At 64.3% G+C, this 21,623-nt stretch carries 18 protein-coding genes; 8 read left to right on the forward strand and 10 right to left on the reverse strand.

The features are described 5' to 3' along the window. Window positions 1-158: 158 nt before the first annotated feature. Window positions 159-746 carry a histidine phosphatase family protein gene (locus I6L48_RS17765; protein WP_052814946.1) on the reverse strand — a complete coding sequence of 196 codons (588 nt, stop codon included), beginning with the start codon at window positions 744-746 and terminating at the stop codon, window positions 159-161. 448 nt (window positions 747-1,194) lie between these two features. Here I6L48_RS17765 and I6L48_RS17770 point away from each other — a divergent pair, with 448 nt between their 5' ends. Both I6L48_RS17770 and I6L48_RS17775 read left to right on the forward strand, forming a co-directional pair. Then, a complete protein-coding gene (locus I6L48_RS17770) occupies window positions 1,195-3,303 on the forward strand; it encodes a bifunctional diguanylate cyclase/phosphodiesterase (RefSeq protein WP_254203223.1) in 2,109 nt (702 codons plus the stop codon). Window positions 3,304-3,466: 163 nt separating this feature from the next. Beyond that, the gene (locus tag I6L48_RS17775) at window positions 3,467-3,754 is read left to right on the forward strand and encodes a hypothetical protein (RefSeq protein WP_216987555.1); all 288 of its coding nucleotides are present in this window, start codon (window positions 3,467-3,469) and stop codon (window positions 3,752-3,754) included. A gap of 45 nt (window positions 3,755-3,799) precedes the next feature. Here I6L48_RS17775 and I6L48_RS17780 read toward each other — a convergent pair whose 3' ends face one another. Both I6L48_RS17780 and speA read right to left on the reverse strand, forming a co-directional pair. Beyond that, window positions 3,800-3,988: a hypothetical protein gene (locus I6L48_RS17780; RefSeq protein ID WP_010674183.1), complete on the reverse strand. Its 189-nt coding sequence runs from the start codon at window positions 3,986-3,988 to the stop codon at window positions 3,800-3,802. A 256-nt stretch (window positions 3,989-4,244) separates the two neighbouring features. Then, window positions 4,245-6,146, reverse strand: coding sequence for a biosynthetic arginine decarboxylase (gene speA / locus I6L48_RS17785; RefSeq protein ID WP_041212753.1), 1,902 nt, complete (start codon window positions 6,144-6,146; stop codon window positions 4,245-4,247). A 1,030-nt stretch (window positions 6,147-7,176) separates the two neighbouring features. Here speA and pepT point away from each other — a divergent pair. Together pepT and I6L48_RS17795 are read left to right on the forward strand one after the other, a co-directional pair. Continuing rightward, window positions 7,177-8,403 (forward strand): peptidase T, encoded by a 1,227-nt coding sequence (pepT, locus tag I6L48_RS17790; protein ID WP_216987556.1) that lies wholly within the window; start codon window positions 7,177-7,179, stop codon window positions 8,401-8,403. A 105-nt stretch (window positions 8,404-8,508) separates the two neighbouring features. Beyond that, window positions 8,509-10,233 (forward strand): lysophospholipid acyltransferase family protein, encoded by a 1,725-nt coding sequence (locus tag I6L48_RS17795; RefSeq protein WP_216987557.1) that lies wholly within the window; start codon window positions 8,509-8,511, stop codon window positions 10,231-10,233. Window positions 10,234-10,296: 63 nt separating this feature from the next. Here I6L48_RS17795 and I6L48_RS17800 read toward each other — a convergent pair whose 3' ends face one another. The 4 genes from I6L48_RS17800 to I6L48_RS17815 all read right to left on the reverse strand — a co-directional run bounded on the left by I6L48_RS17800 (window position 10,297) and on the right by I6L48_RS17815 (window position 13,206). Then, entirely contained in the window at window positions 10,297-10,608 is a 312-nt protein-coding gene (locus tag I6L48_RS17800; RefSeq protein WP_010674179.1) for a SelT/SelW/SelH family protein, read from the reverse strand. Beyond that, a complete protein-coding gene (locus I6L48_RS17805) occupies window positions 10,605-11,726 on the reverse strand; it encodes an adenosylhomocysteinase (RefSeq protein WP_042882543.1) in 1,122 nt (373 codons plus the stop codon). Before I6L48_RS17805 ends, I6L48_RS17800 begins: the two co-directional genes overlap by 4 nt. A 185-nt stretch (window positions 11,727-11,911) precedes the next feature. After that, window positions 11,912-12,646 (reverse strand): hypothetical protein, encoded by a 735-nt coding sequence (locus I6L48_RS17810; RefSeq protein WP_042882546.1) that lies wholly within the window; start codon window positions 12,644-12,646, stop codon window positions 11,912-11,914. Then, window positions 12,646-13,206, reverse strand: a complete 561-nt coding sequence (locus tag I6L48_RS17815) for a YceI family protein (protein WP_010674176.1) — start codon at window positions 13,204-13,206, stop codon at window positions 12,646-12,648. The genes I6L48_RS17810 and I6L48_RS17815 overlap by 1 nt, the downstream gene beginning before the upstream one ends. Before the next feature lie 109 nt (window positions 13,207-13,315). Between I6L48_RS17815 and I6L48_RS17820 the strand changes: the two genes are divergently transcribed. Further along, complete coding sequence (locus I6L48_RS17820) at window positions 13,316-14,218, forward strand: LysR family transcriptional regulator (protein WP_039038856.1); 903 nt, start codon at window positions 13,316-13,318, stop codon at window positions 14,216-14,218. Between the two features lie 8 nt (window positions 14,219-14,226). On the opposite strand, the gene I6L48_RS17825 is transcribed toward I6L48_RS17820, so the two are convergent. Next, entirely contained in the window at window positions 14,227-14,628 is a 402-nt protein-coding gene (locus tag I6L48_RS17825) for a hypothetical protein (RefSeq protein ID WP_042882549.1), read from the reverse strand. Between the two features lie 66 nt (window positions 14,629-14,694). Here I6L48_RS17825 and I6L48_RS17830 point away from each other — a divergent pair, with 66 nt between their 5' ends. After that, the gene (locus I6L48_RS17830; protein WP_042882551.1) at window positions 14,695-16,428 is read left to right on the forward strand and encodes a formate--tetrahydrofolate ligase; all 1,734 of its coding nucleotides are present in this window, start codon (window positions 14,695-14,697) and stop codon (window positions 16,426-16,428) included. A gap of 236 nt (window positions 16,429-16,664) precedes the next feature. Here the strand turns inward: I6L48_RS17830 and I6L48_RS17835 are convergent, their stop codons facing one another. Further along, window positions 16,665-18,314 (reverse strand): methyl-accepting chemotaxis protein, encoded by a 1,650-nt coding sequence (locus tag I6L48_RS17835; RefSeq protein WP_216987558.1) that lies wholly within the window; start codon window positions 18,312-18,314, stop codon window positions 16,665-16,667. A gap of 249 nt (window positions 18,315-18,563) precedes the next feature. After that, window positions 18,564-19,220, reverse strand: coding sequence for a GTP cyclohydrolase I FolE (folE, locus tag I6L48_RS17840; RefSeq protein ID WP_010674171.1), 657 nt, complete (start codon window positions 19,218-19,220; stop codon window positions 18,564-18,566). Between the two features lie 363 nt (window positions 19,221-19,583). Between folE and moeA the strand changes: the two genes are divergently transcribed. Then, a complete protein-coding gene (gene moeA / locus I6L48_RS17845; RefSeq protein WP_302055186.1) occupies window positions 19,584-20,810 on the forward strand; it encodes a molybdopterin molybdotransferase MoeA in 1,227 nt (408 codons plus the stop codon). After that, window positions 20,807-21,562, forward strand: coding sequence for a molybdopterin-synthase adenylyltransferase MoeB (moeB, locus tag I6L48_RS17850; RefSeq protein ID WP_042882555.1), 756 nt, complete (start codon window positions 20,807-20,809; stop codon window positions 21,560-21,562). Before moeA ends, moeB begins: the two co-directional genes overlap by 4 nt. Window positions 21,563-21,623 lie beyond the last annotated feature (61 nt).

Raw genomic sequence — 21,623 nt, forward strand, 5'->3', positions numbered from 1 at the left:
ACTTCTTACAGTAATACCATCGCGTACCATTCTTGAACATTAGGTGGCGTCTCACTACTCCGATGCCGCCTTTTATGTGGAAAGAAGCGGCCAAATTGGCAGTTGGCTGAGCGACCTATCACAACAAGGCCCACCCACGGCGGGCCGCCTTCGTGTGGTCAGCAGGCAATCCGTTCTATGCGGCCACCGCTCAGTTTGAAGAAGGCATCCTGCGGCAGCTCCTGCAGCCAGGTGGTGGTGTAGTCCAGATCCACATAGGCGCCGCGCAGCATGGCGCCAAAGAGACCGTGAGAAACCACGATGGCCTGCTCGGCAATGTGCTCGTCCTCAAGCCATTGCCGGGCCCGGCGCTGAATGCTCTCAAAACTCTCGCCATGGGGGGCCCGCAGATACCAGTCCGGCTCCTCCAGATCCAGCTCGGGGTAGGCCGCCAGCAGCTCGGGCACCCGGCGACTCTCCCACTCCCCCATCCCTAGCTCCACCAGCCGCTCGTCCCAGATGATGCGCTCCTGGTCCAAGCCAAGCTGCTGACACACCCGCTCCGCCGTCTGCCGTGCCCGGCCGAGGGGGCTGGCGTAGATCGTCCAGTCGGTGGGCTCGGTCAGGAGCTTGGCCAGACGGGCCCCCATGGCGAGGGCCTGGGCTTCTCCCCTGGGGGTCAGCTCGGAGTTGCACCGCCCCTGCAACCGCAATTCGGCGTTGTAACGGGTCTGGCCATGGCGCAGCAAATAGAGGGTTCGAGACATGGTTTCTCCAGCAGAGTCAACGAGATAAGAAAACAAGGGGAAGATGATAACAGATGTACCGGGTCAACCAAGACCCGGAGGATGCAGGCTTGTGCTGACTCCTTGAGCGCATGGTCTGCGGCGATCGTGAAAGGGCGACAGGGGCTGCGCGCCTTTATCGCACAGGCGCCTTGTGCGCATTCCACACGCCTTCGCCACGGGCCCACCAGCGCCGTGGCAAACGCCCCATGCTCCCCTATCTTGTTGTTCAGACGGGATAAAATGGGGATGTGCCGGTTTATCGGTCACAGGATGGCGGCCAATGCCAGAAAAGACAGAGTTTTTGCTCTGATCCGGGGGCCATTTTGGTACGTATCTCTGGCTCACGACAGGGACGCCTGGTGTACAATCTGCCACCCGATTTCCCCTGACCCGGCCCAGGCTCAGGCCCTGATGTACCCCAGAGTAAATGAACGTGACCCCAACCCACCCCATGCTCGACAGTTATTACAGCCAGGATCTGGTGTTCTTCTCCATCCTGGTGGCGGTGCTCGCCTCCTACACGGCGCTGACCATGACCAGCCGGGTGAGCCAGAGCCGGGGACGGGCCGCCGTGCTCTGGCTAGCGGGGGGAGCCTTCGCCATGGGGCTCGGCATCTGGTCCATGCATTTTATCGGCATGCTCGCCTTCAACCTGCCCATCGCGCTGGGATACGATCTGACCCTCACCGGTCTCTCCCTGGTGGCGGCCATCGGCTCCTCGGCTTTTGCACTCTGGCTGGTGAGTCGTCCCCAGCTCCCCTGGCACCAGATCCTGTTCGGGGCCGTGCTGATGGGGGCCGGCATCGCCACCATGCACTACATCGGCATGGCGGCCATGAAGATAGCGCCCGGCATCCACTACCTGCCTGGGCTCTTCATCCTCTCCATCCTCATCGCGGTATTCGCCTCGGGTGCCGCGCTCTGGATAGCGTTTCGCCTGCGCAACAGCTCGCCCCGCGCCTTCTTCAGCAAGGCCCTCGCCTCCCTGGTGATGGGGGCGGCCATCATCGGCATGCACTACACCGGCATGGCGGCGGCCCAGTTCCCCGCAGAGAGCCTGTGCGGGGCCCTCTACACCGGTCTCAATACCCAGTGGCTGGCAACCGTGGTCATCATAGTGACCCTGGCGGTGTTCGCCATCGCCTTCGTGCTCTCCATGCTGGATGCCCACGCCGCCAGGCTCTCCACCTCCCTGCATCAGGCCCACGACGAGCTGCTCAAGCTGGCGCTCCATGACAGCCTGACCCGGCTGCCGAACCGGCTGCTGTTTGCCGATCGCCTGGAGCAGCGCATCCAGGAGTGCCAGCACAGCCAGCGCAGCTTCTCCCTGCTGTTTCTCGATCTCGACGGCTTCAAGATCATCAACGATGCCCACGGCCACCACACCGGGGATCTGCTGCTGGCCGAGGTGGCCCAGCGCATCACCGGCCTGCTCGGTGCCAGCGACACCGCCTCGCGCTTTGGCGGGGACGAGTTCGTGCTGGCACTGGCGCCGGGGGATGTGAGCCAGACCACGACCTTCGCCGAGCGGCTGCTGGCCACCCTGGCCCAGCCCTATGAGTGGGAGCACCACAGCCTGCACATCACCGCCAGCATCGGCATTGCCGTCTATCCCCAGGATGGCACCAGCCTGCACGAGCTGACCCTCAACGCCGATGCCGCCATGTATTACGCCAAGGAGCAGGGGCGCAACGACTACTACTACTTCGACAGCGCCATGAACGCCAACGCCCACCAGCAGTTCCTGCTGCACAAGGAGTTGCAACATGCCCTGGAGCGGGGGGAGCTGACCCTGCACTACCAGCCCAAATACTGTGCCCGCAGCGGCCAGGTGGTCGGAGCCGAGGCCCTGCTGCGCTGGCAGCACCCGGAGCATGGTGCCGTCTCGCCGGCCAGCTTCCTGCCGCTGGCGGAGAAGAGCAGGCTCATCATCCCCATCGGCAACTGGGTCATCGACGAGGCGTGCCGCCAGATGAGCGCCTGGCGGGCGGCGGGTCATCACGACTGGAGCGTGGCGGTCAATCTCTCCACCATCCAGCTCGCCAGCCCCGGGCTGCTGGAGGAGGTGCAGGGCGCCCTCGCCCGCCATCGGCTCGAGGCCCGTCACCTGACCCTGGAGATCACCGAATCCACCGCCATGCAGAAGGCCGAGGAGAGCCTCGCCATCCTCAACCGTCTGGCCGAGCTCGGCCTTGGCATCTCCATCGACGACTTCGGCACCGGCTACTCCAGCCTGCTCTACCTCAAGCGCTTCCCCGCCAACGAGCTCAAGATTGACCGGGGCTTTGTCACCACCCTGGAGCGGGGAGGCGACGATGCCCCCATCATCGCCGCCATCATCGCCTTGGGTCAGGCCCTGGAGATGCGCATCGTGGCAGAGGGGGTGGAAACCCCGGAGCAGCGCGACCTGCTGACCGAGCTGGGCTGCGACACCTTGCAGGGCTACCTGCTCGGGCGCCCCATGACCGGGGAGCAACTGCTTGTCCACTGCGCTCCCGAGACTCCCCAACGGGTGCTGGAAGATGTGCTTGTCTGACAAGCAGGTGAGGCGCTGCGCCCATGTCGCCAGGGTCATCACCAGCCCGATTGCGTCCCTTCACGACTCAAGGTAGTCTGCTGCAAGACTCGAATGCCCCTTTATCTTGCCGGGCGCATCGAGCGCCCCCATGGCAGATCACCCGTTCAGAGGAGCCACATCCATGGCCAGATACCAGTTCTTCAGCGTCCCCGCCTCCCGCCGTCAGCAATATACCTATGTCGACATGGCCTCCCCCACCTTCCTCACGGAGAAGGAGGCGCTGCTGACACAAGGGTTCGAGGTGGAAGAGGATTTCATCGACGCGGCCACTCCCCGCGAGGCGGTTGAGAAGTACAGTTCCGGTTTTCTCTACGTAGCGGACGAGATAGGCAAGTCAGACGAGGCCTATGCGGCGGCAACGGCGTTGCTGGAGATGGGCAATAAGATCCTGGGCCGCAAGGCGGGCTGAGCAAGGCGGGCCGCCGGGACGATACCCCCGATGGCCCGCAGGCAGTCAGCGTTGGGGGTGCTGGCGGAGCATCTCCACCAGCTCCTCTTCACTGCCGGGTTCATGGGCAAGCTGCAGGCTGGGGGCGGCGCCCCCCATCAGCATATAAACGTGAGTGCTGCAGTGATCGTAGTGATACCACTTACCGTCGATACAGACGTCGGTATAGCATCTCGGGTCCCTCTTGAGTTCCATACGCACATCCTTATGTGTCATTCACCAACATCACTCTTGACCGTAAAATAAGGGACCTAAGTCCCCCTTGACCTGGATCAAGGGTGGTGACGGGCAGAAGCGGGCAGTGGCCGGATCTGGCCGGGGCGGGATGCCGCCAGCCTGGATGACAGAGCCCGCCAACCGGCCCCAGCCAGGCAACAGCACAACAAAAACGGCGCCCGAAGGCGCCGTTTTTCATGTCCGTCATTTGACCGACGAGGAACAAGCCGCTGGCTTATTCGTCTTCCAGGTAGGCGTAGCCTTGCAGACCCAGCTCCAGCTCGTCGAGCAGGGCCTTGCGGGTCTCGTCGTCCAGCGCCGGGTGGGAGACGATGCGCTGGTAGTTCTCGCGGATCACGGACGGGTCGATGTTGACGTAACGCAGCAGTTGGTCGACGGTGTCGCCACGCACCACGTTGCGGATGTCCATCTTGCCTTCTTCATCCAGCCACACTTCCGCGCAGTGGGTGTCACCAAACAGGTTGTGCAGATCCCCCAGGATCTCCTGATAGGCACCCACCAGGAAGAAGCCGACGTGGCACTCTTCGTCTTCACCGTAGACCGGCATCGGCAGGGTGCTTTCCACCCCCAGACCGTCGACGTAGTGCTCCACCTGACCGTCGGAGTCACAGGTGATGTCCATCAGGATGCCGCGGCGGGTGAGCGGACGCTCGAGGCCGGCCAGCGGCATCACCGGGAACACCTGACCGATACCCCAGGCATCCGGCAGGGACTGGAACAGGGAGAAGTTGGCAAAGCACTTGTCAGCCAGTTTCTCGGAGAGCTCGTCGGCCAGGGCGCGGTGGTTGCGGTTGACCGGGTTCAGCAGTTCCTTGAGCGCCAGACAGGTGTTCTGGTGCAGCATCTCGGCCCAGGCACGTTGCTCCAGGTTCAAGAGGCCCATGGTGTACTGGGCGTTGACGTCACCGAGATCCGCCACGGAGTCGTGGAAGATCTCCAGCAGGGAGGGATCTTCCCCGCGCAGGTCCAGCCAGCCTTTCCACATGTTCTGCAAAATGGTGGGCGCGTCTTCGTCCGGGGCGCTGATGTCGTTCACCTCCACCCCTTCGGCACCAATGATGTTGGTGACCAGCACGGCGTGGTGCGCAGTCAGGGCACGGCCGGACTCGCTGATGATGGTCGGGTGCGGCAGGTCGAACTCGCGGCACACATCGCCGATGCCCCAGACCACGTTGTTGGCGTACTCGGAGAGGCTGTAGTTCGCGGAGCAGTGGCTCTGGGAACGGGTGCCCTCGTAGTCCACACCCAGGCCGCCGCCCACGTCCACCACCTCGACCTTGGCGCCAAGACGGCACAGCTCGGCGTAGAAGCGGCCGCACTCGCGGATGCCGCCCTGGATGTCGCGGATATTGGCGATCTGGGAGCCCAGGTGGAAGTGCAGCAGTTGCAGGCAATCCAGCTTGCCGAGGCTGCGCAGACGCTCCACCAGCGCCAGGATCTGGGAGGCGGAGAGACCGAACTTGGACATGGAACCGCCGCTCGATTCCCACATGCCGGAGCCGGTGGACGCCAGACGGGCGCGCACCCCGATGTTGGGCTTGATGTTGAGACGAGCTGACTCGTCCAGCACCATTTCCAGCTCGGAGGGCTTCTCCACCACGATGTAGACCTTGTGGCCCATCAGGTTGCCCAGGAGGGCGTGGCGGATGTATTCGCGGTCCTTGTAACCGTTGCAGACGATCACGGACCCTTGCTCATGATGATGGGACAGCACGGCCAGCAACTCGGGCTTGGAGCCCGCTTCCAGCCCAAGCCTCGGCTTGTCGCTGTAGGACTGACTGATGGTCTCGATGACGCGGCGCTGCTGGTTTACCTTGATCGGGTAAACGCACAGGTAATCCCCTTCATAGCCTGACTTTTCGATGGCCTGACCGAAGGCGTTGAACAGCGCATCGACCCGGCTCTTGAGGATGTCGGGGAAACGCAGCAACACCGGCGTGGTCAGCCCGGACTGGCGCAGTTGCTCGATGGCCTCGGACAGCACGATCTGAGCCTCGGGGCGAGACTTGTCGGGAGAGACGGTCACATGACCGGCGTCATTGATATTGAAAAAACCCGCACCCCAGTAGGGAACGTTGTAGACCTTCAAGGAGTCCTTGCTGGACCAGTTAGTCATGGGCTATGCCTCGCAAATGAGCGGCCGTGGGCCGCCTTCGTTACCCTCAATCACATCCAGACCATTGATTGCAAAATGCGGCAAGCCAGAGCGGCCTGCTGACGTTGGACCCGCAACGGAGCATGCTCCGCCACATCCTGTTCATTGCACATCGCGGCAAGCCAAGGCTGCCTGGTGGATCTTGGGAAGTAACGAGTCTTGATGTGGGGCTGGTGGCTTTACATCAAGCTCAACGGTATGCGGTAACACCTTGCCGGCGTACCGCGGTACTTTGATGACAATCGGCATCAGCCACGCCGTTTGTTCATCATTCGGCAGCCATCCCGACGGACAGGAGAGGGTTTCAAGGAAGAGAAGGGAAGACGTCAGCACGCATCGTGTTGATGGACGACAACCACTACGACCCGCTCAACGCCAGTGACCGCCCATGACAAGGGAGATGATGAGCCCGAAGCCCACTCGGTCAGCTGAAAGATGAGAGTCCGTTGTTCTCCCTGATACCGGAGCCTAACCGGTATTAAAGAAACCATTCCCCAGCAGTGTCTGTCGTTTCTGCGTGCCTCGCCCTATAGGCGTCATGATCCTGCGGGTCTGGCGGACACGGCCTGCGCAGGGTTGCCCTTGGATCGGCGCGGAGTGTACACACTTACCGCAGCCAGTGACAATAAAAAATCGTGTTAAAAAACGGGTTTTCATCGGGGGGCAAAATCTCGCTGCCAGCAAGGCGGGCTCTGGGATGGCGGGGGATGGGAGTGCGTGGGCGAGGCGATGAAAATAACCAACACGTCACGCTTTTTGGATCACCCCTTGCCAGCGCTGGGCCGAGGGGAAATTCAGCTTTTTCGCAATTGCTTAACCAGTTTTCATTTTGGAATTTTTATGCAAACTGCCGAGCAATGATCCCCGCCCCTCCCCTTCGATGGCCCTCCCCTCCCCTCCCCCACAAAGTCATCAAAAACTGCGCTGACGCAATAAGCGGCGCCGCCGTCTTGGCCACAATGACTCCTCTTTCGTGACCCGAGGCTTGCCCATGAACACCCTGCTTTCGCGCTTTCTCCACTACCTCACCTTTCATACCCGTTCCGATGCGACCAATCCTGACTGCCCCAGCAGCGAGGGACAGCGCCTCTTCGCCCGGGCCCTGTGCGACGAAATGACGCAGATGGGGCTGAGCCAGGTCACCCTGGACGAGCATGGCTACCTCACCGCCTGCCTGCCGGGCAACCAGCCGGATGCCCCCGCCATCGGGCTCATCGCCCACATGGACACCGCCGATTACGAGGCCGAATGCGTCGTTCCCCAGATAGTCGAGAACTATCAGGGGGGCGATATCTGCCTTGGCAAGGGAGACGAAGTGCTGGCCATCCGCCAGTACCGCTTCCTGAAAAACTACCTGGGGCAGGATCTCATCACCACCGACGGCACTACTCTGCTGGGGGCCGACGACAAGGCGGGCATCGCTGAGATCCTCACTGCCGTGGAATACCTGCAAGCTCACCCCGAGCTCCCCCGTGGCGATGTCTGGGTCGGCTTTACCCCGGACGAGGAGATAGGGCGCGGTGCCGACCGCTTCCCGCTGGACCGCTTCCCGGCCAAGTGGGCCTACACGGTGGATGGCGGCGAGCTCGGCGAGCTCGAATGCGAGAACTTCAACGCCGCCAGCGCCACGGTGCGCATCACAGGCAACAACGTCCACCCCGGCACCGCCAAGGGCAGCATGATCAACAGCCAGACCCTGGCCGCCCGCTTCCATGCCGCCATGCCCGCCGAACAGACCCCGGAGTGCACCCAGGGGTATGAGGGCTTCTTCCACCTGGCCCGGATGGAGGGCACGGTGGAGGAGACCACCCTGCACTACCTCATCCGCGACTTCGACGATGACTGCTTCGCCGCCCGCAAGGCCCAGCTAAAGGAGCGGGTCGCCTCCCTGCAGCTGGACACCCCCAAGGCGCGCATCACCCTGGAGATAGCGGACAACTACCGCAACATGCGCAGCCAGATAGCACCCCATCCCCACATCGTCGAGCTGGCCAAAGCCGCCATGGAGGCCGCCGACGTGGTGCCCAAGATCAAACCCATTCGCGGCGGCACCGACGGCGCCCGGCTCTCCTTCATGGGGCTGCCCTGCCCGAACCTGTTCACCGGCGGCCACAACTTCCACGGCAAGCACGAGTTCATCCCCCTGCAATCCATGGAAAAAGCGGTCGCCACCCTGGTGGCGCTGGTGCGCCTCACCTCTGCCTGGCGGGCTGAGTAAGGGGGCAAGGACGGGGTTCGCCCCGTCATCAAACCGTCACCCAACCGACACACGAAAGGCACGCAGGGACGTCAAGCTGGGGCAAAGTTCAGCGGAGCCTTGCCCATGTTCGACGTCGATACCCTGTTGGGGCAGCACCTGCCCCGCCTCGCCAGCCAGCCCCTCCTCCGTCCCCTGATGAGGCAGGGGCTGCGCTGGTTGCTGCACGAGGAGGCCTTCACTCGCTTTGCCGCGCGCCATCCCCACCTGCGCGGTCTGGACTTCGTCGAGCAGGCCCTCACCGAGCTCCACTTCGACTACCGGGTGAGCGAGGCCGAGCTCGAGCACATTCCTGCCAGCGGCAGGGTCATTCTTGTCGCCAACCACCCCATCGGCTCCCTGGACGGGCTGGCCCTGCTGCGCCTCATCGGGCGCATCCGCCCCGACGTCAAGATAGTGGCCAACCAGGTGCTGGCCCAGCTCGCGCCGCTGCGCCCTTTGCTGCTGCCGGTAGACAACCTGGGGGGCAAGACCGACAGACAGGCCATCCTCGCCATGAACGAACACCTTGCCGCCGACGGGGCCCTGGTTATCTTCCCCGCAGGCGAGGTCTCCCGCCTCGGCCCCAAGGGGGTGAAGGATGGCCCCTGGCAGGCTGGCTTCATCAAGCTGGCCCAACGCACCCGAACGCCCCTGGTGCCCATTCACCTGGGAGGGCGCAACAGCCTCTGGTTCTATCTCGCCTCCTGGCTCAACAAGCCCGCCTCCGCCCTGCTGCTGGTACGCCAGCTGTTTCGCCAGCAGGGGCAGACGCTGCCTGTGACCATAGGGGCGCGCATTCCCCTCGCCAGTTTTCAGGAGCTGCCGGCCAAGACGGCGGCCCGGCTGGTGCGCGGCCACCTCTACCGAATCGCTCGGGGCAAGGCGGGACGGTTGCAGACCGAGGCCCCCATCGCCCTGCCGGAGGATCGCCGCCTGCTGAAACAGGCCATCGACGGGTGCGAGCTGCTCGGCCAGACCCCGGACGGCCAGCGCATCCTGCTCTATCGTCGCCACGAGCAGAGCCACTCGGTGATCCTGCGCGAGCTGGGGCGCCTGCGGGAGATTGCCTTTCGGGCGGTGGGGGAAGGCTCGGGCAAGCGGCGGGATCTCGATGCCTTCGACGATGACTATCACCATCTCATCCTCTGGGATCCCGCCCGCCTCGACATCATCGGCGCTTACCGTTTCGCCCCGGTGGCCGAACGGCTGGCCAGCAAGGGGCTGGATGGCCTCTACAGCCACACCCTGTTCGGCTTCGAAGAGAAGCTGCTGCCCCGGCTGGAACAGGCCATCGAGCTTGGCCGCAGCTTCATCCAGCCCGCCTACTGGGGCAAGCGGGGGCTCGATTACCTCTGGTTCGGCATCGGGGCCTATCTGGCCCGCTATCCCCAATACCGTTACCTGTTCGGGCCCGTCACCCTCTCCGGCAGCCTGCCGCCAGCGGCCAAGGATCTGCTGGTGAGCTTCTATCGCCAGCACTTCGCCCCCGCCCTTGCCCTCGCCCCTTCCCGCCGCCCCTATCCCGCCACGCCGACGCTGTTCGAGGGGCGCGATTACGGGGACGACCTCAAGGTGCTCAAGGCCGGGCTCGACAACCTGGGCTGCGCCATTCCCACCCTCTACAAGCAGTACGCCGAGCTGTGCGAGCCGGGGGGCGTGCAGTTCATGGACTTTGGCATCGACCCGGACTTCAACCACTGCATCGACGGCCTGGTGTGGGTGGACGTGAGCCGCATCAAGCCCCACAAGCGGGCCCGCTATATCGGCCTCCCCGCCGGGGAAGCGCTGGCCACCTCTGGCGACCGTTGACCGGGCGCAGCAACGAAAGAGGGAGGCCTGCGCCTCCCTCTTTCACATCATGGGTGATGCCGCCTACTCGGCTGCGGGTTTGCGATCCGCATGGCCGAGATCCCGCTCCGGGGCGATGACATCCCGTACCCGCTGCTTGATCTCCTTGGCCTCGGGGAAGCCCTCGTCGGCTACCCTGTCCCACACCAGTACCCCGTCCACCAGGATGCGAAACTCCCCCTTGCTGGCGGGCACCAGGGCCACCTCGCCTAGTTCGCCGTCGAAGGTGGAGAGCAGCTCCTGGGCGAGCCAGGCGGCCCGCAGCATCCAGCGGCAGAGGGTGCAGTAACGGATTTCGATGCGCGGTTTCGCGAGGGGCAAATGGGTGTCTGTCATGGGGTGACTCCGTGAAAATCGGTCAACCAGTGGCGAGCGATGCGCTGCATGGTGGCCTGGGGCAGTTCGTGAAGGCCCGGGGTGGATGCCTGATGGGCCAGTTGGTGCACCCCTTCGATGATCTCCGCCAGCACCAGGTAGACATATTCGCCGATGACGGCGCCGTGGACGAAGTTGACCGCCTCCCCCCGGTTGAGCAAAAAGATGGTGCTGCCGTCCGGCCGGGTCAGGGCCAGCACATGGGGACACACCTCCTCGCTCGGCCAGGGCAGCTGGGCGAGGCTGAAGGCGAATTCGTCGTCGGCGGAGGTGACCGAGGCCAGCATGGCGCCGGGGCGCAGGGCCTGCAGATCGGTGATGTCGAGGGAGCCGTTGCCGGTGGAGCAGATCACCAGCTCGGCGCGGCCCAGGGCCTCGGCCTTGTTCACCAGCTTGAAGCCGTGGGAGAGCGCCTCCACCTGGCGCAGGGCATCCGTCTCCACCAGCTCCAGATGCAGGTTGCGACAGCGCAGTTCCCGGGCGATGCTGCGCCCCACCTTGCCATAGCCGAACAGGGCGGCCTGGCAGACGTTGAAGGTACGCCTCAGGGTACGCGCGAGGGACTCCGCGGAGTAGACCACACTCAGGCCGATCTGGATATCTTCCGCCTGCTTGAGGGGGCTGCGGGCCACCGAGATGACGGGGGCCGCCAGGGACTCCTGTTCGTAGCGCTGATGGCCGTTCTCGGTCATCTCCACCACCCCGATGAAGCGGGCGCCAAAGTGCTCGGCCAGTACCGCCTGGCTCTTGGCGAAGTAGCCGCCGATGTCGAGGATGATGAGCCGCTCGTGAGACATCACCAGAGGGGCAATCTGGGCGATCACCTCACCGGGATCCGAGGTCCAGTGGCGATTGAGGGGCAGCACGGGGTAGTGCTGCTGGGCCCAGGCCAGCGTCGGCCCGTGCACGGACTTGGGTTTGGGCAGGATGGCACCGACCCGGCCCACCCGATCGAGCACCTGGATGAAGTCGGGTCTGTCGGGAAGCAGGTGGGTCACCAGCAGGATGCAGAGATCCCCAAGACATCCCTGTTCGGTGAAATGGCGAAAAAACAGATGCTCAGATCCCTGACTGCGCAACTGTGGCCTCCTTAGCGTGCCGCGGGAAAGCAGGCAAACAGAACCCGGCATAGCCGGGTTCTGTGTGTATCCAGATAATTGAAAATCCTTTTTATCCGAAAGCACCATGGGTCTCAATCTTTATCTGTCCAGACTTTGACAAGCCCATCAATTTCTAAGGTAATAGCCTGTTTTTCATGCAGAAATCAGTAAAGTGACGCCTCTGGCCATACCCACCACAGACTCACTCCGGCACCAACGGCCGCCACCAGGATCAAGAGCCCCCAGCGAGAGAGTCCCGGGCGCCCGTGCAGGGCACGTTCCAGCAGCGGCAACAGCCAGACCGGCAGCAGCACCAGCAGGGGCACTTCCACGTACTGCCAGGCGAGCATCTGCACGAAGGCGAGTGAAAGCCCCAGGGCAGCCGGGGTCACCTTGACCCCTGCAAAGGCGCCGAGCAGGGCACGGAATCCGGCAAACGCGGCCAGGGCCCCCGTCAGCTGGGCGATGAGCAGGCTGCCATCGATGCCGATGACCAGCGCCAGCCAGATGAAGGCCAGGGCGAAGCCGAGCCCCTCCTCGCTGTCACCACGCCAGCTCGTCCAGCCAGACCAGAGGATGGCGGGCAGCAGGGCCAGCCAGATCCCGGGCTCGCTCGCCAGCACGGAGGCCAGCCCCTGCCACCACACCAGGGCGCCCAGCACCCCGAACAGCGCGAGGGCGATCCCCTTGCTGGTACCCTGGGTCAGGGCGGGCACCAGCAGGGTCAGCGGCAGCCACTGCCACGCCTTGACCGGCAGGCCATAGGCACCGCCCAGCAGGCAACCCACCAGCCAGATCCCCAGGGCGCCCCACAGATAGCCCAGCCGCGGCCAGCGCCACGACAGCAAAGCGGCCCCTAAAGGAGCCGCCAGGGTTTGAAGCAGGAGTGCTGCGCCCATTACTTGCGCACGCCTTCAACGAACAGGTTGATGGTCATCTCGTCAGGGATGTTCGGCACCATGTAGTTCACGCCGAACTCGCTGCGCTTGATGGTGGTGGTGGCGTTGAAGCCGCTGCGGTAGCCGCCCCAGGGATCCTTGCCTTCGCCGATGTGGACCAGGTCGAAGGCCACGTCCTTGGACACGCCGTGCAGGGTCAGGGTGCCCTTGAGTACGCCTTTGTCCTTGGTACCTTCATAGCCGGTGCTGACGAAGGTCATCTTGGGGTACTGCTTCACGTCCAGGAAGTCGGGGCTGCGCAGGTGCTTGTCGCGGGCCTCGTGGTTGGAATCCACGCTGGCGGCATCGATCTCGAAGCTCGCCTTGGCCGCCGCCGGGTTGGCGTCGTCCATGCTGAAGGTGCCACTGAAGGTGTTGAACCGGCCGACCAGTTCGGAGAAGCCGAGGTGGCCCACCTTGAACTGGACTGTGGTGTGCGCTGCATCGACATCGTAATCGGCAGCCATCAGGGGAGCCGCCATAAACAGGCAGGAGGCCAGCAGGGCCTTGGTCATTTTCATTCCGATCGTTCCTTCATTGGGGGTTCACAACGGTGTCCAAAATGCTAACCTCCTATCGAGAATAGATAATCATCGATTTATTAAAATAATTATCAACCGAGAGTGGAATATGGATCAGATAGCCGCCATGCGCACCTTCATCAAGGTGGTGGAGTGCCAGAGCTTCACCAAGGCCGCCCATCAGCTCGGGATCTCGGTCGCCATGACCTCCAAGCTGATGCAGCAGCTCGAGGAGTCCCTCTCCACCAGGCTGCTGTCGCGCACCACCCGCCAGGTCAATCCCACCGAGGCGGGCCAGTTCTACTACCAGCGCTCCCTGGCCCTGCTGGCGGAGCTGGAAGAGACCCACAGCCAGCTCACCCACAACAACCAGCAGCCCCAGGGCACCCTCAAGCTCTCGGTGCCCATGGATTTCGGCTACCTGCACCTCTCCCCCGCCCTGCCGCTGTTTCGCGAGCGCTACCCGGACTTGAAGCTCGAGATTGAGTACAGCGACCGGCGGGTGGCCCTGGTGGAGGAGGGGTTCGATCTGGCCCTGCGCATCGGCAACCTGCCGGACTCCTCCCTGGTGGCCAAGCCGCTCGCCATGATGAAGATGGTGGTGTGCGCCAGCCCCGACTACCTGGCCCGCCGGGGCAGGCCGAAGACCCCGGAGGATCTCAAGCAGCACGACTGCCTCATCTACACCCTGACCCAGCCGGACTGGGTCTTCAAACGGGATGGGGAGGAGCACAGCATTCGCCCCCAGGGACCCCTTCGCGCCAACAACGGGGTGGCCCTGACCCGGGCCGCCTGCGACCACCAGGGCATCATCTTGCAGCCCACCTTCATCGTGGGGGATGCGCTGCGCTCGGGGGCGCTGGTCCCCTTGTTGCTGGAGTGGGAGAAGGGGCAGGTGGGGCTCTATGCCCTCTATCCGCACCGCCGTTTCGTGTCGGCCAAGGTGCGCTGCTTCATCGAATTCGTGCAGGAGCGCTATCTGGCGCCCCACTACTGGGACAGGGAGACCTGAGCCCGGGCTCAGGGGGTGGGCACCAGCTCAGCCACCAGCAGGTGATCCTGCTGGCTCATCTGCCAGCGTGGCAGACGCTGGCGCAAGGCGGCGAGCTCGGCCTCCCCCAGCGCATAGGGCAGGGTGACGTGCAGGCAGTGGCAATCCAGCATGGCCGCCAACTGCATCATCAGGGCGAGGTTTGCCTCGTCGCTCTTGTGCTTGTTGATGCGCTTGCCGAGCTCGTGGCGAAAGTGGGTCTCGGGATCCTGGGTCATCGCCTGCCAGCCGTAACCAAAGAGCGGGATGAAGGCGCTGACGATGCCAAGGGCGGTGAGGGGCCGTTTGGGCGGGTGATAGAGGGCGTTGAGATCCAACAGGATGGGGCTTTGATGGGGCTCACGACTGCCGGATAAAATAGTATTGCTCATTGGATTACCCTGTTGATTCCTCTAGACTTCGCCGCATATTTGACCTGACATGCCAACGAGGTGCTGATGCTAAGCGATATCGAGATCTCCCGCCAGTCCCCCCGCCTGCCCATCGCCGAGGTGGCAGCACAGCTCGGCATAGCGGCCGCCCATCTCCACCCCCACGGCCATTACAAGGGCAAACTCGACCTCGCGCTGCTCCATCACGCCCCCACCCGCGAGCCCGGCAAGCTGGTGCTGGTGAGCGCCATCACGCCCACCCCCCTTGGGGAGGGCAAGACGGTCACCACGATCGGCCTCTCCATGGGGCTCAACCACATCGGCCAGGCCAGCATCGCCACCATTCGCCAGCCGAGCCTCGGCCCCGTCTTCGGCGTCAAGGGGGGAGCCGCCGGAGGCGGCATGGCCCAGGTGGTGCCGATGGAGGAGATGAACCTGCACCTCACCGGGGATTTTCACGCTCTCACCGCCGCCCACAACCTGGCCTCTGCCGCCCTCGATGCCCGCCTGTTCCATGAACGCAAACTCGGTGACCAGTTCAGCGCCAGAACCGGTCTGGCGCGGCTCGATATCGACCCGGCCAACATCCTCTGGCCCCGCACCCTGGACATGAACGACCGGGCGCTTCGCCACCTCACCCTCGGCCAGGGCGGCGCTGCCGATGGTGTCGAGCGCCCCGATCGCTTCATCATCACCGCCGCCTCCGAGCTGATGGCCATTCTGGCCCTGGCCAGGGATCTCAAGGACTTGCGCGCGCGTATCGGCCGCATCCAGCTCGCCCTCGACCAGCGCGGCCAGCCCATCACCGCCGAGCAGCTGGAAGTGGCGGGGGCCATGACGGTGCTGCTCAAAGACGCCCTCAAGCCCACCCTGATGCAGACCACGGAGCAGACCCCTGTGCTGGTCCACGCCGGCCCCTTTGCCAACATCGCCCACGGCAACTCCTCCGTCATCGCCGATCGCATGGCGCTGGGTCTTGCCGACTATGTGGTGACCGAGGCAGGTTTTGGCTCCGACATGGGGCTGGAGAAGTTCTTCAACATCAAGTATCGCCAGTCCGGCCTCGCCCCCGCCTGCGTGGTGCTGGTGGCCACGGTGCGCGGCCTCAAGGCCAACAGCGGCCTGCTCGACATCCGGCCGGGCCAGCCGCTGCCGGCCAGCCTGCAAGGGGAAGATCTGCCCACCCTGACAGCGGGGTGCGCCAACCTCGCCTGGCATATTCACAACGCCCGCCGTTACGGGGTGCCCGTGGTGGTCGCCATCAACCGCTTCCCCACCGACAGCGATGCCGAGCTGGCCCTGCTGGAGGCGGCGGCGCGCCAGGCCGGTGCCTGTGGGGTCGCCCTCTCCCGGGCCTTCACTGATGGTGGCGCGGGTGCGGCGGATCTGGCTCACGCCGTGGTGGCGGCCTGCAAGCAGCCCAGTGAGGTCAGGCTGCTCTACCCCGATGAGATGAGCCTTGCCGCCAAGCTCGCCACCCTGGTGGAGTGCGGCTATGGTGGCCGGGGCGTCACCCTCTCGGACAAGGCGCGCCAGCAACTGGCCAGACTCTCGGCAGAGGGCCAGGATCACCTGCCCGTCTGCATGGCCAAGACGCCGCTCTCCATCAGCCATGACCCGGCCAGGAAGGGCGTGCCGACGGACTTCGAGGTGCCCATCGAGGAGGTGAAGCTCTGCGCGGGGGCAGGCTTCGTCTATGCCCTGGCAGGCCCCATCATGACCATGCCGGGCCTGGGCAGCCTGCCGGCCTATCGCCATATCGACATCGACGATGACGGGGAGATTGTCGGCCTGAGCTGACGTGCTGGCTGGCAGCCTGCCGTCCCTGAACACCATATCGACATCAACGATGACGGCGACATTGTCGGCCTGAGCTGACGTGCAGGCTGGCAGTCTGCCGTCCCTGAACACCATATCGACATCGACGATGACGGCGACATTGTCGGCCTGAGCTGACGGCGCCCAGGTCCAGCCAGAAACAACAAGGCCCCGCCAATCGGCGGGGCCTTCTGCGCTGTGCCGGGTGGCAGCAAGACTCAGAGGGTGAAACGCTGGGTCATATGGTGCAGGGTATTGGCCAGCTTGCTCAGCTCGACACAGGCCTGGGCGGTCTGCTGCGCCCCCTGGGCATTCTCGTCGGCGGCGGTGTGGATCTTGACGATGCTGCGATTGAGCTCCTCGGTGACCGCGTTCTGCTGCTCGGTGGCGGTGGCGATCAAGGTGTTCATGTCGGTGATCTGGGTGACGGCACCGTTGATGCTGTCGATGCTGCTCCCCGCCTCCCGCGCCAGCTCCACGCTCTCCTGCATCTGCTGACGGCTCAGTTGCATGGCGCTGCCCGCCTCGGCGGTACGCTCCTGCAACACCTCGATCATCTTGCTGATCTCGGCGGTGGACGCCTGGGTACGCTGGGCCAGACTGCGCACCTCGTCTGCCACCACCGCAAAGCCACGGCCCTGCTCGCCGGCCCGGGCCGCTTCGATGGCCGCGTTGAGGGCCAGCAGGTTGGTCTGCTCGGCGATGCCGCGAATCACGTCCAGCACCATGCTGATGCTGGCGCTGTCGGTCTCAAGTTGCTGCACCACGCTCCCGGCCTGCTCTATCTGGCGGGAAACCTGCTCTATGCTGCCGATGGCGCTGCGCACCACCTGGTTGCCCTGGGTGGAGGTGCGGGAAGCCTGCTTGGCCGCCCCCATGGCGTCCGTGGTGTTGCGAGCCACCTCATTGACCGTGGACTGCATCTCGTTCATGGCGGTGGCGACCTGAGAGACCTCTCCCTGCTGGCTTGCCATGCCTTTGGCGGACTGCTCGGAGATGGCGCTCACCTCCTCTACCGCGCTGCTGAGCTGGCTCACCGAGCCGGAGATTTCGCTCACCAGCTCTGCCAGTGCCCCCTGCATCCGGTCGATGGCCGACCCCAGCTGACCCAGCTCGTCGCGGTTGAAGCGGTTGCCGCGGACCCACTCCTGCAGCTCGCCCCGACCGAGATCCCCGCTCGCGATGCGCTGGGCCTGACGGGCCAGCATGATGAGCGGGTCGCGGATCTGACGGGTCAGCACCACGGAGAGGGCGACAACCAGGGCCAGGCCGATCACCAGGGCCAGGGTCACACTCAGCTTGGCGCTGTCAAAGGCGGCGATCACCTCGGCGCGGGAACCCACGGAGTAGCCGTGGTTGATGCGGATGAGATCCCCCACCGACTTGCTCAGGGTGGTGTAGAGGGTGACCCCCTCCCCCATGAAGAGGTGCCGGGCTTCGGCCATCTGTCCCGAGTCCTGCATCTGCCGGATGCGCTGGTGCAGGGCGACATATCGCTCCCAGTCCGCCTTGACGATGTCAAAGGCGCGGCGCTCCTCCCGATCCTCCGCCCAGATGGTGCCATCGTGGGCCACTATCTGGCGCGCAGCCTCTTGCAGGCTCTTCTCGCTCTCGTTGCGATAGCGGGCCTTCTGCTGGGCATCGTCCGCCACCAGGAAGACATCCAGTTCGTAGCGGCGCAGGGCATTGATGGTCTCGCCGAGGGTGCTGGTGCGCACGACGGCGGGCAGGATACTGTCGGTAAAGCCGATGGCGGCGCGGTTCATCTTGCTGAATTCAAACAGCGAGAAGCCGCCGATAAAGGCCATCATCAGGCCGAGTACGGCAAAGCCGGCGGTAAGTTTTTTGCCTATCGTCATGGTGTTCATGGCATGTCCTGCATGGGGAAAACAAGTGGCATTGCTGGGCGCAGGCCTGGCCTGCGCCTTCACTACCCTCCTTGGCAGCACATCTCGTCCCTGTCGGCGCGCACAAGGGCGGCCCGGGGGTGTCGGCGTCAACCAGACCGTCCGACAACACGGAGAGCCATAGCGACCGGCACGGTCACAACTTTAGGTATTTTTCAAAAAAAGTGAGGGAAAGGGGACGGGGCCTGTCGGCGACAGGCCCCGGGAGCACTACCCTTTCAGACCACCGAGGAATTCGGCGCGGGTGTCGGGCTGGGTCTTGAAGACGCCGCCCAGGGAGGTGGTGGTGGTGTAGGAGGTGGAGTCCATCACGCCACGGGCCTTCACGCAGAAGTGGGTCGCCTTGATGCTGATGGCCACGTCCCTGGTGCCAAGCAGGGTCTGCAACGCCAGCAGGATCTGCTGGGTCAGCCGCTCCTGTACCTGGGGACGGCGGGCGAAGAACTGCACGATGCGGTTGATCTTCGACAGGCCAATCACCTTGCCGCGGGGAATGTAGGCCACGTGGGCAAAGCCGTCTATGGTGACGAAGTGGTGCTCGCAGGTGCTGGTGAGGCTGATGTCCCGCACCATGATCATCTCGTCCACCTTCATCTTGTTCTCGATCACCGTCACCTTGGGGAAGGTGGCATAGTCGAGGCCGGAGAAGATCTCGTTCACGTACATCTTGGCAATGCGGTGCGGGGTCTCGGCCAGACTGTCGTCGGCCAGATCCAGTCCCAGCGTCTCCATGATGGCGCGCATATGACCTTCGATTTTTTCCTTTTTCTGCTGGCCGCTCAATTCATTGGCCACCAGAGGTGTCTCAAGGCCCTCGGCCTCGAGCGCCGCCCTGACCAACAGGGCTTCCTGGCTTAAGCTCGTCATCGTGTTTCTCTCCCACGCTCAGGGACTGTGCTGGCCTGCGGCATGGTGCCGCGGCGCAATCTTACAGGGCGATTATTGTCATAATTCTGTCTAACTCAAGCCCGGTGCCCGACTTTATGCCAAACCACCCCGTTTTGTCCGCATCGGCCTGCCCATTCGGGGGCAAGGCCATGCCGCCTCTTCCCCAGCCACCATCTCGCACAAGCCTCGCTCTGGTTACCCATCAGGAGGTAATTCAACGGGATAGCGCCCCATAATCCGATCACTCCGGGGCATCTGCCCCCCATTACCGCACCTTCGGCCTGCCCATCGGAGCGGATTTTTGGGATAATCCGCCCCCTACACACCAGAGAGGTCATGATGATGGGATTCGATACCGGTGCACTCCTCCCCTTGGACAAGGCCCTGCAAGGGATGCTGGAACAACTCACCTGCTGCTGCGAGACGGAGCGGTTGCCCCTGCCCCAGGCGCTGGATCGGATCCTGGCCGAGGAGATAAGCTCCCCTCTCTTCGTCCCCCCCTTCGACAACGCCGCCATGGACGGCTATGCCGTGCGCTTGGCGGATCTCGCCGCCGGGGTGCCGCTCCCCGTGGCGGGCAAGGCCTTTGCGGGCCAGCCCTATGAGGGGGAGTGGCCCGCCGGCCACTGCATCCGCATCATGACCGGGGCCCCTGTGCCCCCGGGTGCGGACGCTGTGGTGATGCAGGAAGAAACGCAAGCCGGCGACAACGGGATCACTTTTCTGACCACGCCCACGCCTGGCCAGAACATCCGTCGCCGCGGCGAGGATCTGGCGCAGGGCGCCCGGGTGCTCGAAAGCGGCCTTCGCCTGAGCCCCAGAGAGCTGCCGCTGCTCGCCTCCCTTGGCATCGCGAACGTCACGGTGCACCGTCCCCTCAGGGTCGCCATCTTCAGCACAGGGGACGAGCTCAAGCCTCTGGGCACCCCGCTCCAGCACGGGGACATCTACGACTCCAACCGCTACGGGGTCAAGGCGATGCTCAGCCGCATGGGCTGTGAGTGCCTGGACCTTGGCATCATCCCCGATGATCCGGCTGCCCTGCGCGCCGCCTTCTTGCAGGCCGACCGCGAGGCCGATGCCCTGATCACCACCGGGGGCGTCTCGGTGGGGGAAGCGGACTTCACCAAGCAACTGCTCGAAGAGCTCGGGGAAATTGGCTTCTGGAAGCTCGCCATCAAGCCGGGCAAACCCTTCGCCTTTGGCCGGTTGCCAAACGCCTGGTTCTTCGGTCTGCCGGGCAACCCGGTCTCCGCCATGGTCACCTTCGATCAGCTGGTGCAACCGGCCCTGGCCAGACTCGCCGGTCAGCAGTTTGCACGCCCGCACCCCCTCCAGGCCCTGGCGACAGCGCCGCTCAAGAAGAGCCCGGGGCGCCTGGACTTCCAGCGCGGCATATTGAGTGTGGGCCCCAATGGCCTCGAGGTACGCAGCACCGGCTCCCAGGACTCCGGGGTGTTCAGCTCCCTGTCCCGGGCCAACTGCTACATCGTGCTCGAGCAGGAGCGCGGCAAGGTGGCCGCCGGTGAGACGGTCACCGTCGAGCCCTTCTCGGGGCTGCTGCTGTGAGCGAGATCCTGAGCGACGCAGAACTCCTTCGCTACAACCGCCAGATCGTGCTCAAATCCTTCGACTTCGAGGGACAGGAGGCGCTCAAGCAGTCACGCGTGCTGGTCATCGGCGCCGGGGGCCTCGGCTGCGCCGCCAGCCAGTATCTGGCGGTGGCCGGGGTCGGCCACCTCACCCTGGTGGATTTCGATCGGGTGGAGCTCTCCAATTTGCAGCGCCAGGTGCTGCACAGCGACGAGCGCATCGGCCAGCTCAAGGTGGAGTCCGCGGCGACGTCCCTGCGCGCCCTCACCCCCTGGCTCGAGGTGGAGACCCACGCCGCCCTCGCCGACGAGGCGCTGCTCGATGCCCTGCTGCCAGGCCATCAGCTGGTGCTCGACTGCACCGACAACGTCGCCATCCGCAACCTCCTCAACCAGCGTGCCCGCCAGCACAAGGTGCCCCTGGTCAGCGGCGCCGCCATCCGGCTCGAAGGGCAGCTCTGCAGCTTCACCTGGCAGGAGGATGAACCCTGCTACGCCTGTCTCAGCGCCCTCTTTGGCGATCAGGCCCTCACCTGTGTCGAGGCGGGGGTACTGGCCCCCGTGGTGGGGCTGGTGGGCAGCCTGCAGGCGCTCGAGGCCATCAAGCTGCTGGCGGGCATGGGCAAAAGCTACAGCGGCCGCCTGCTGATGATCGACGGTCTGGGTGGCAGCTTTCGCGAGCTGAAGCTTCCCAAACGCCCCGACTGCCCGGTCTGCTCAAGGCCCTGAGCTGCGCCCACAAAAAAGCCGAACCCCGGGGTTCGGCTTTTTTATCTACCTCTGCTGTCTG

Origin of the sequence: Aeromonas sp. FDAARGOS 1418 (assembly GCF_019048585.1) — a bacterium.
GTDB lineage: Bacteria > Pseudomonadota > Gammaproteobacteria > Enterobacterales > Aeromonadaceae > Aeromonas > Aeromonas caviae.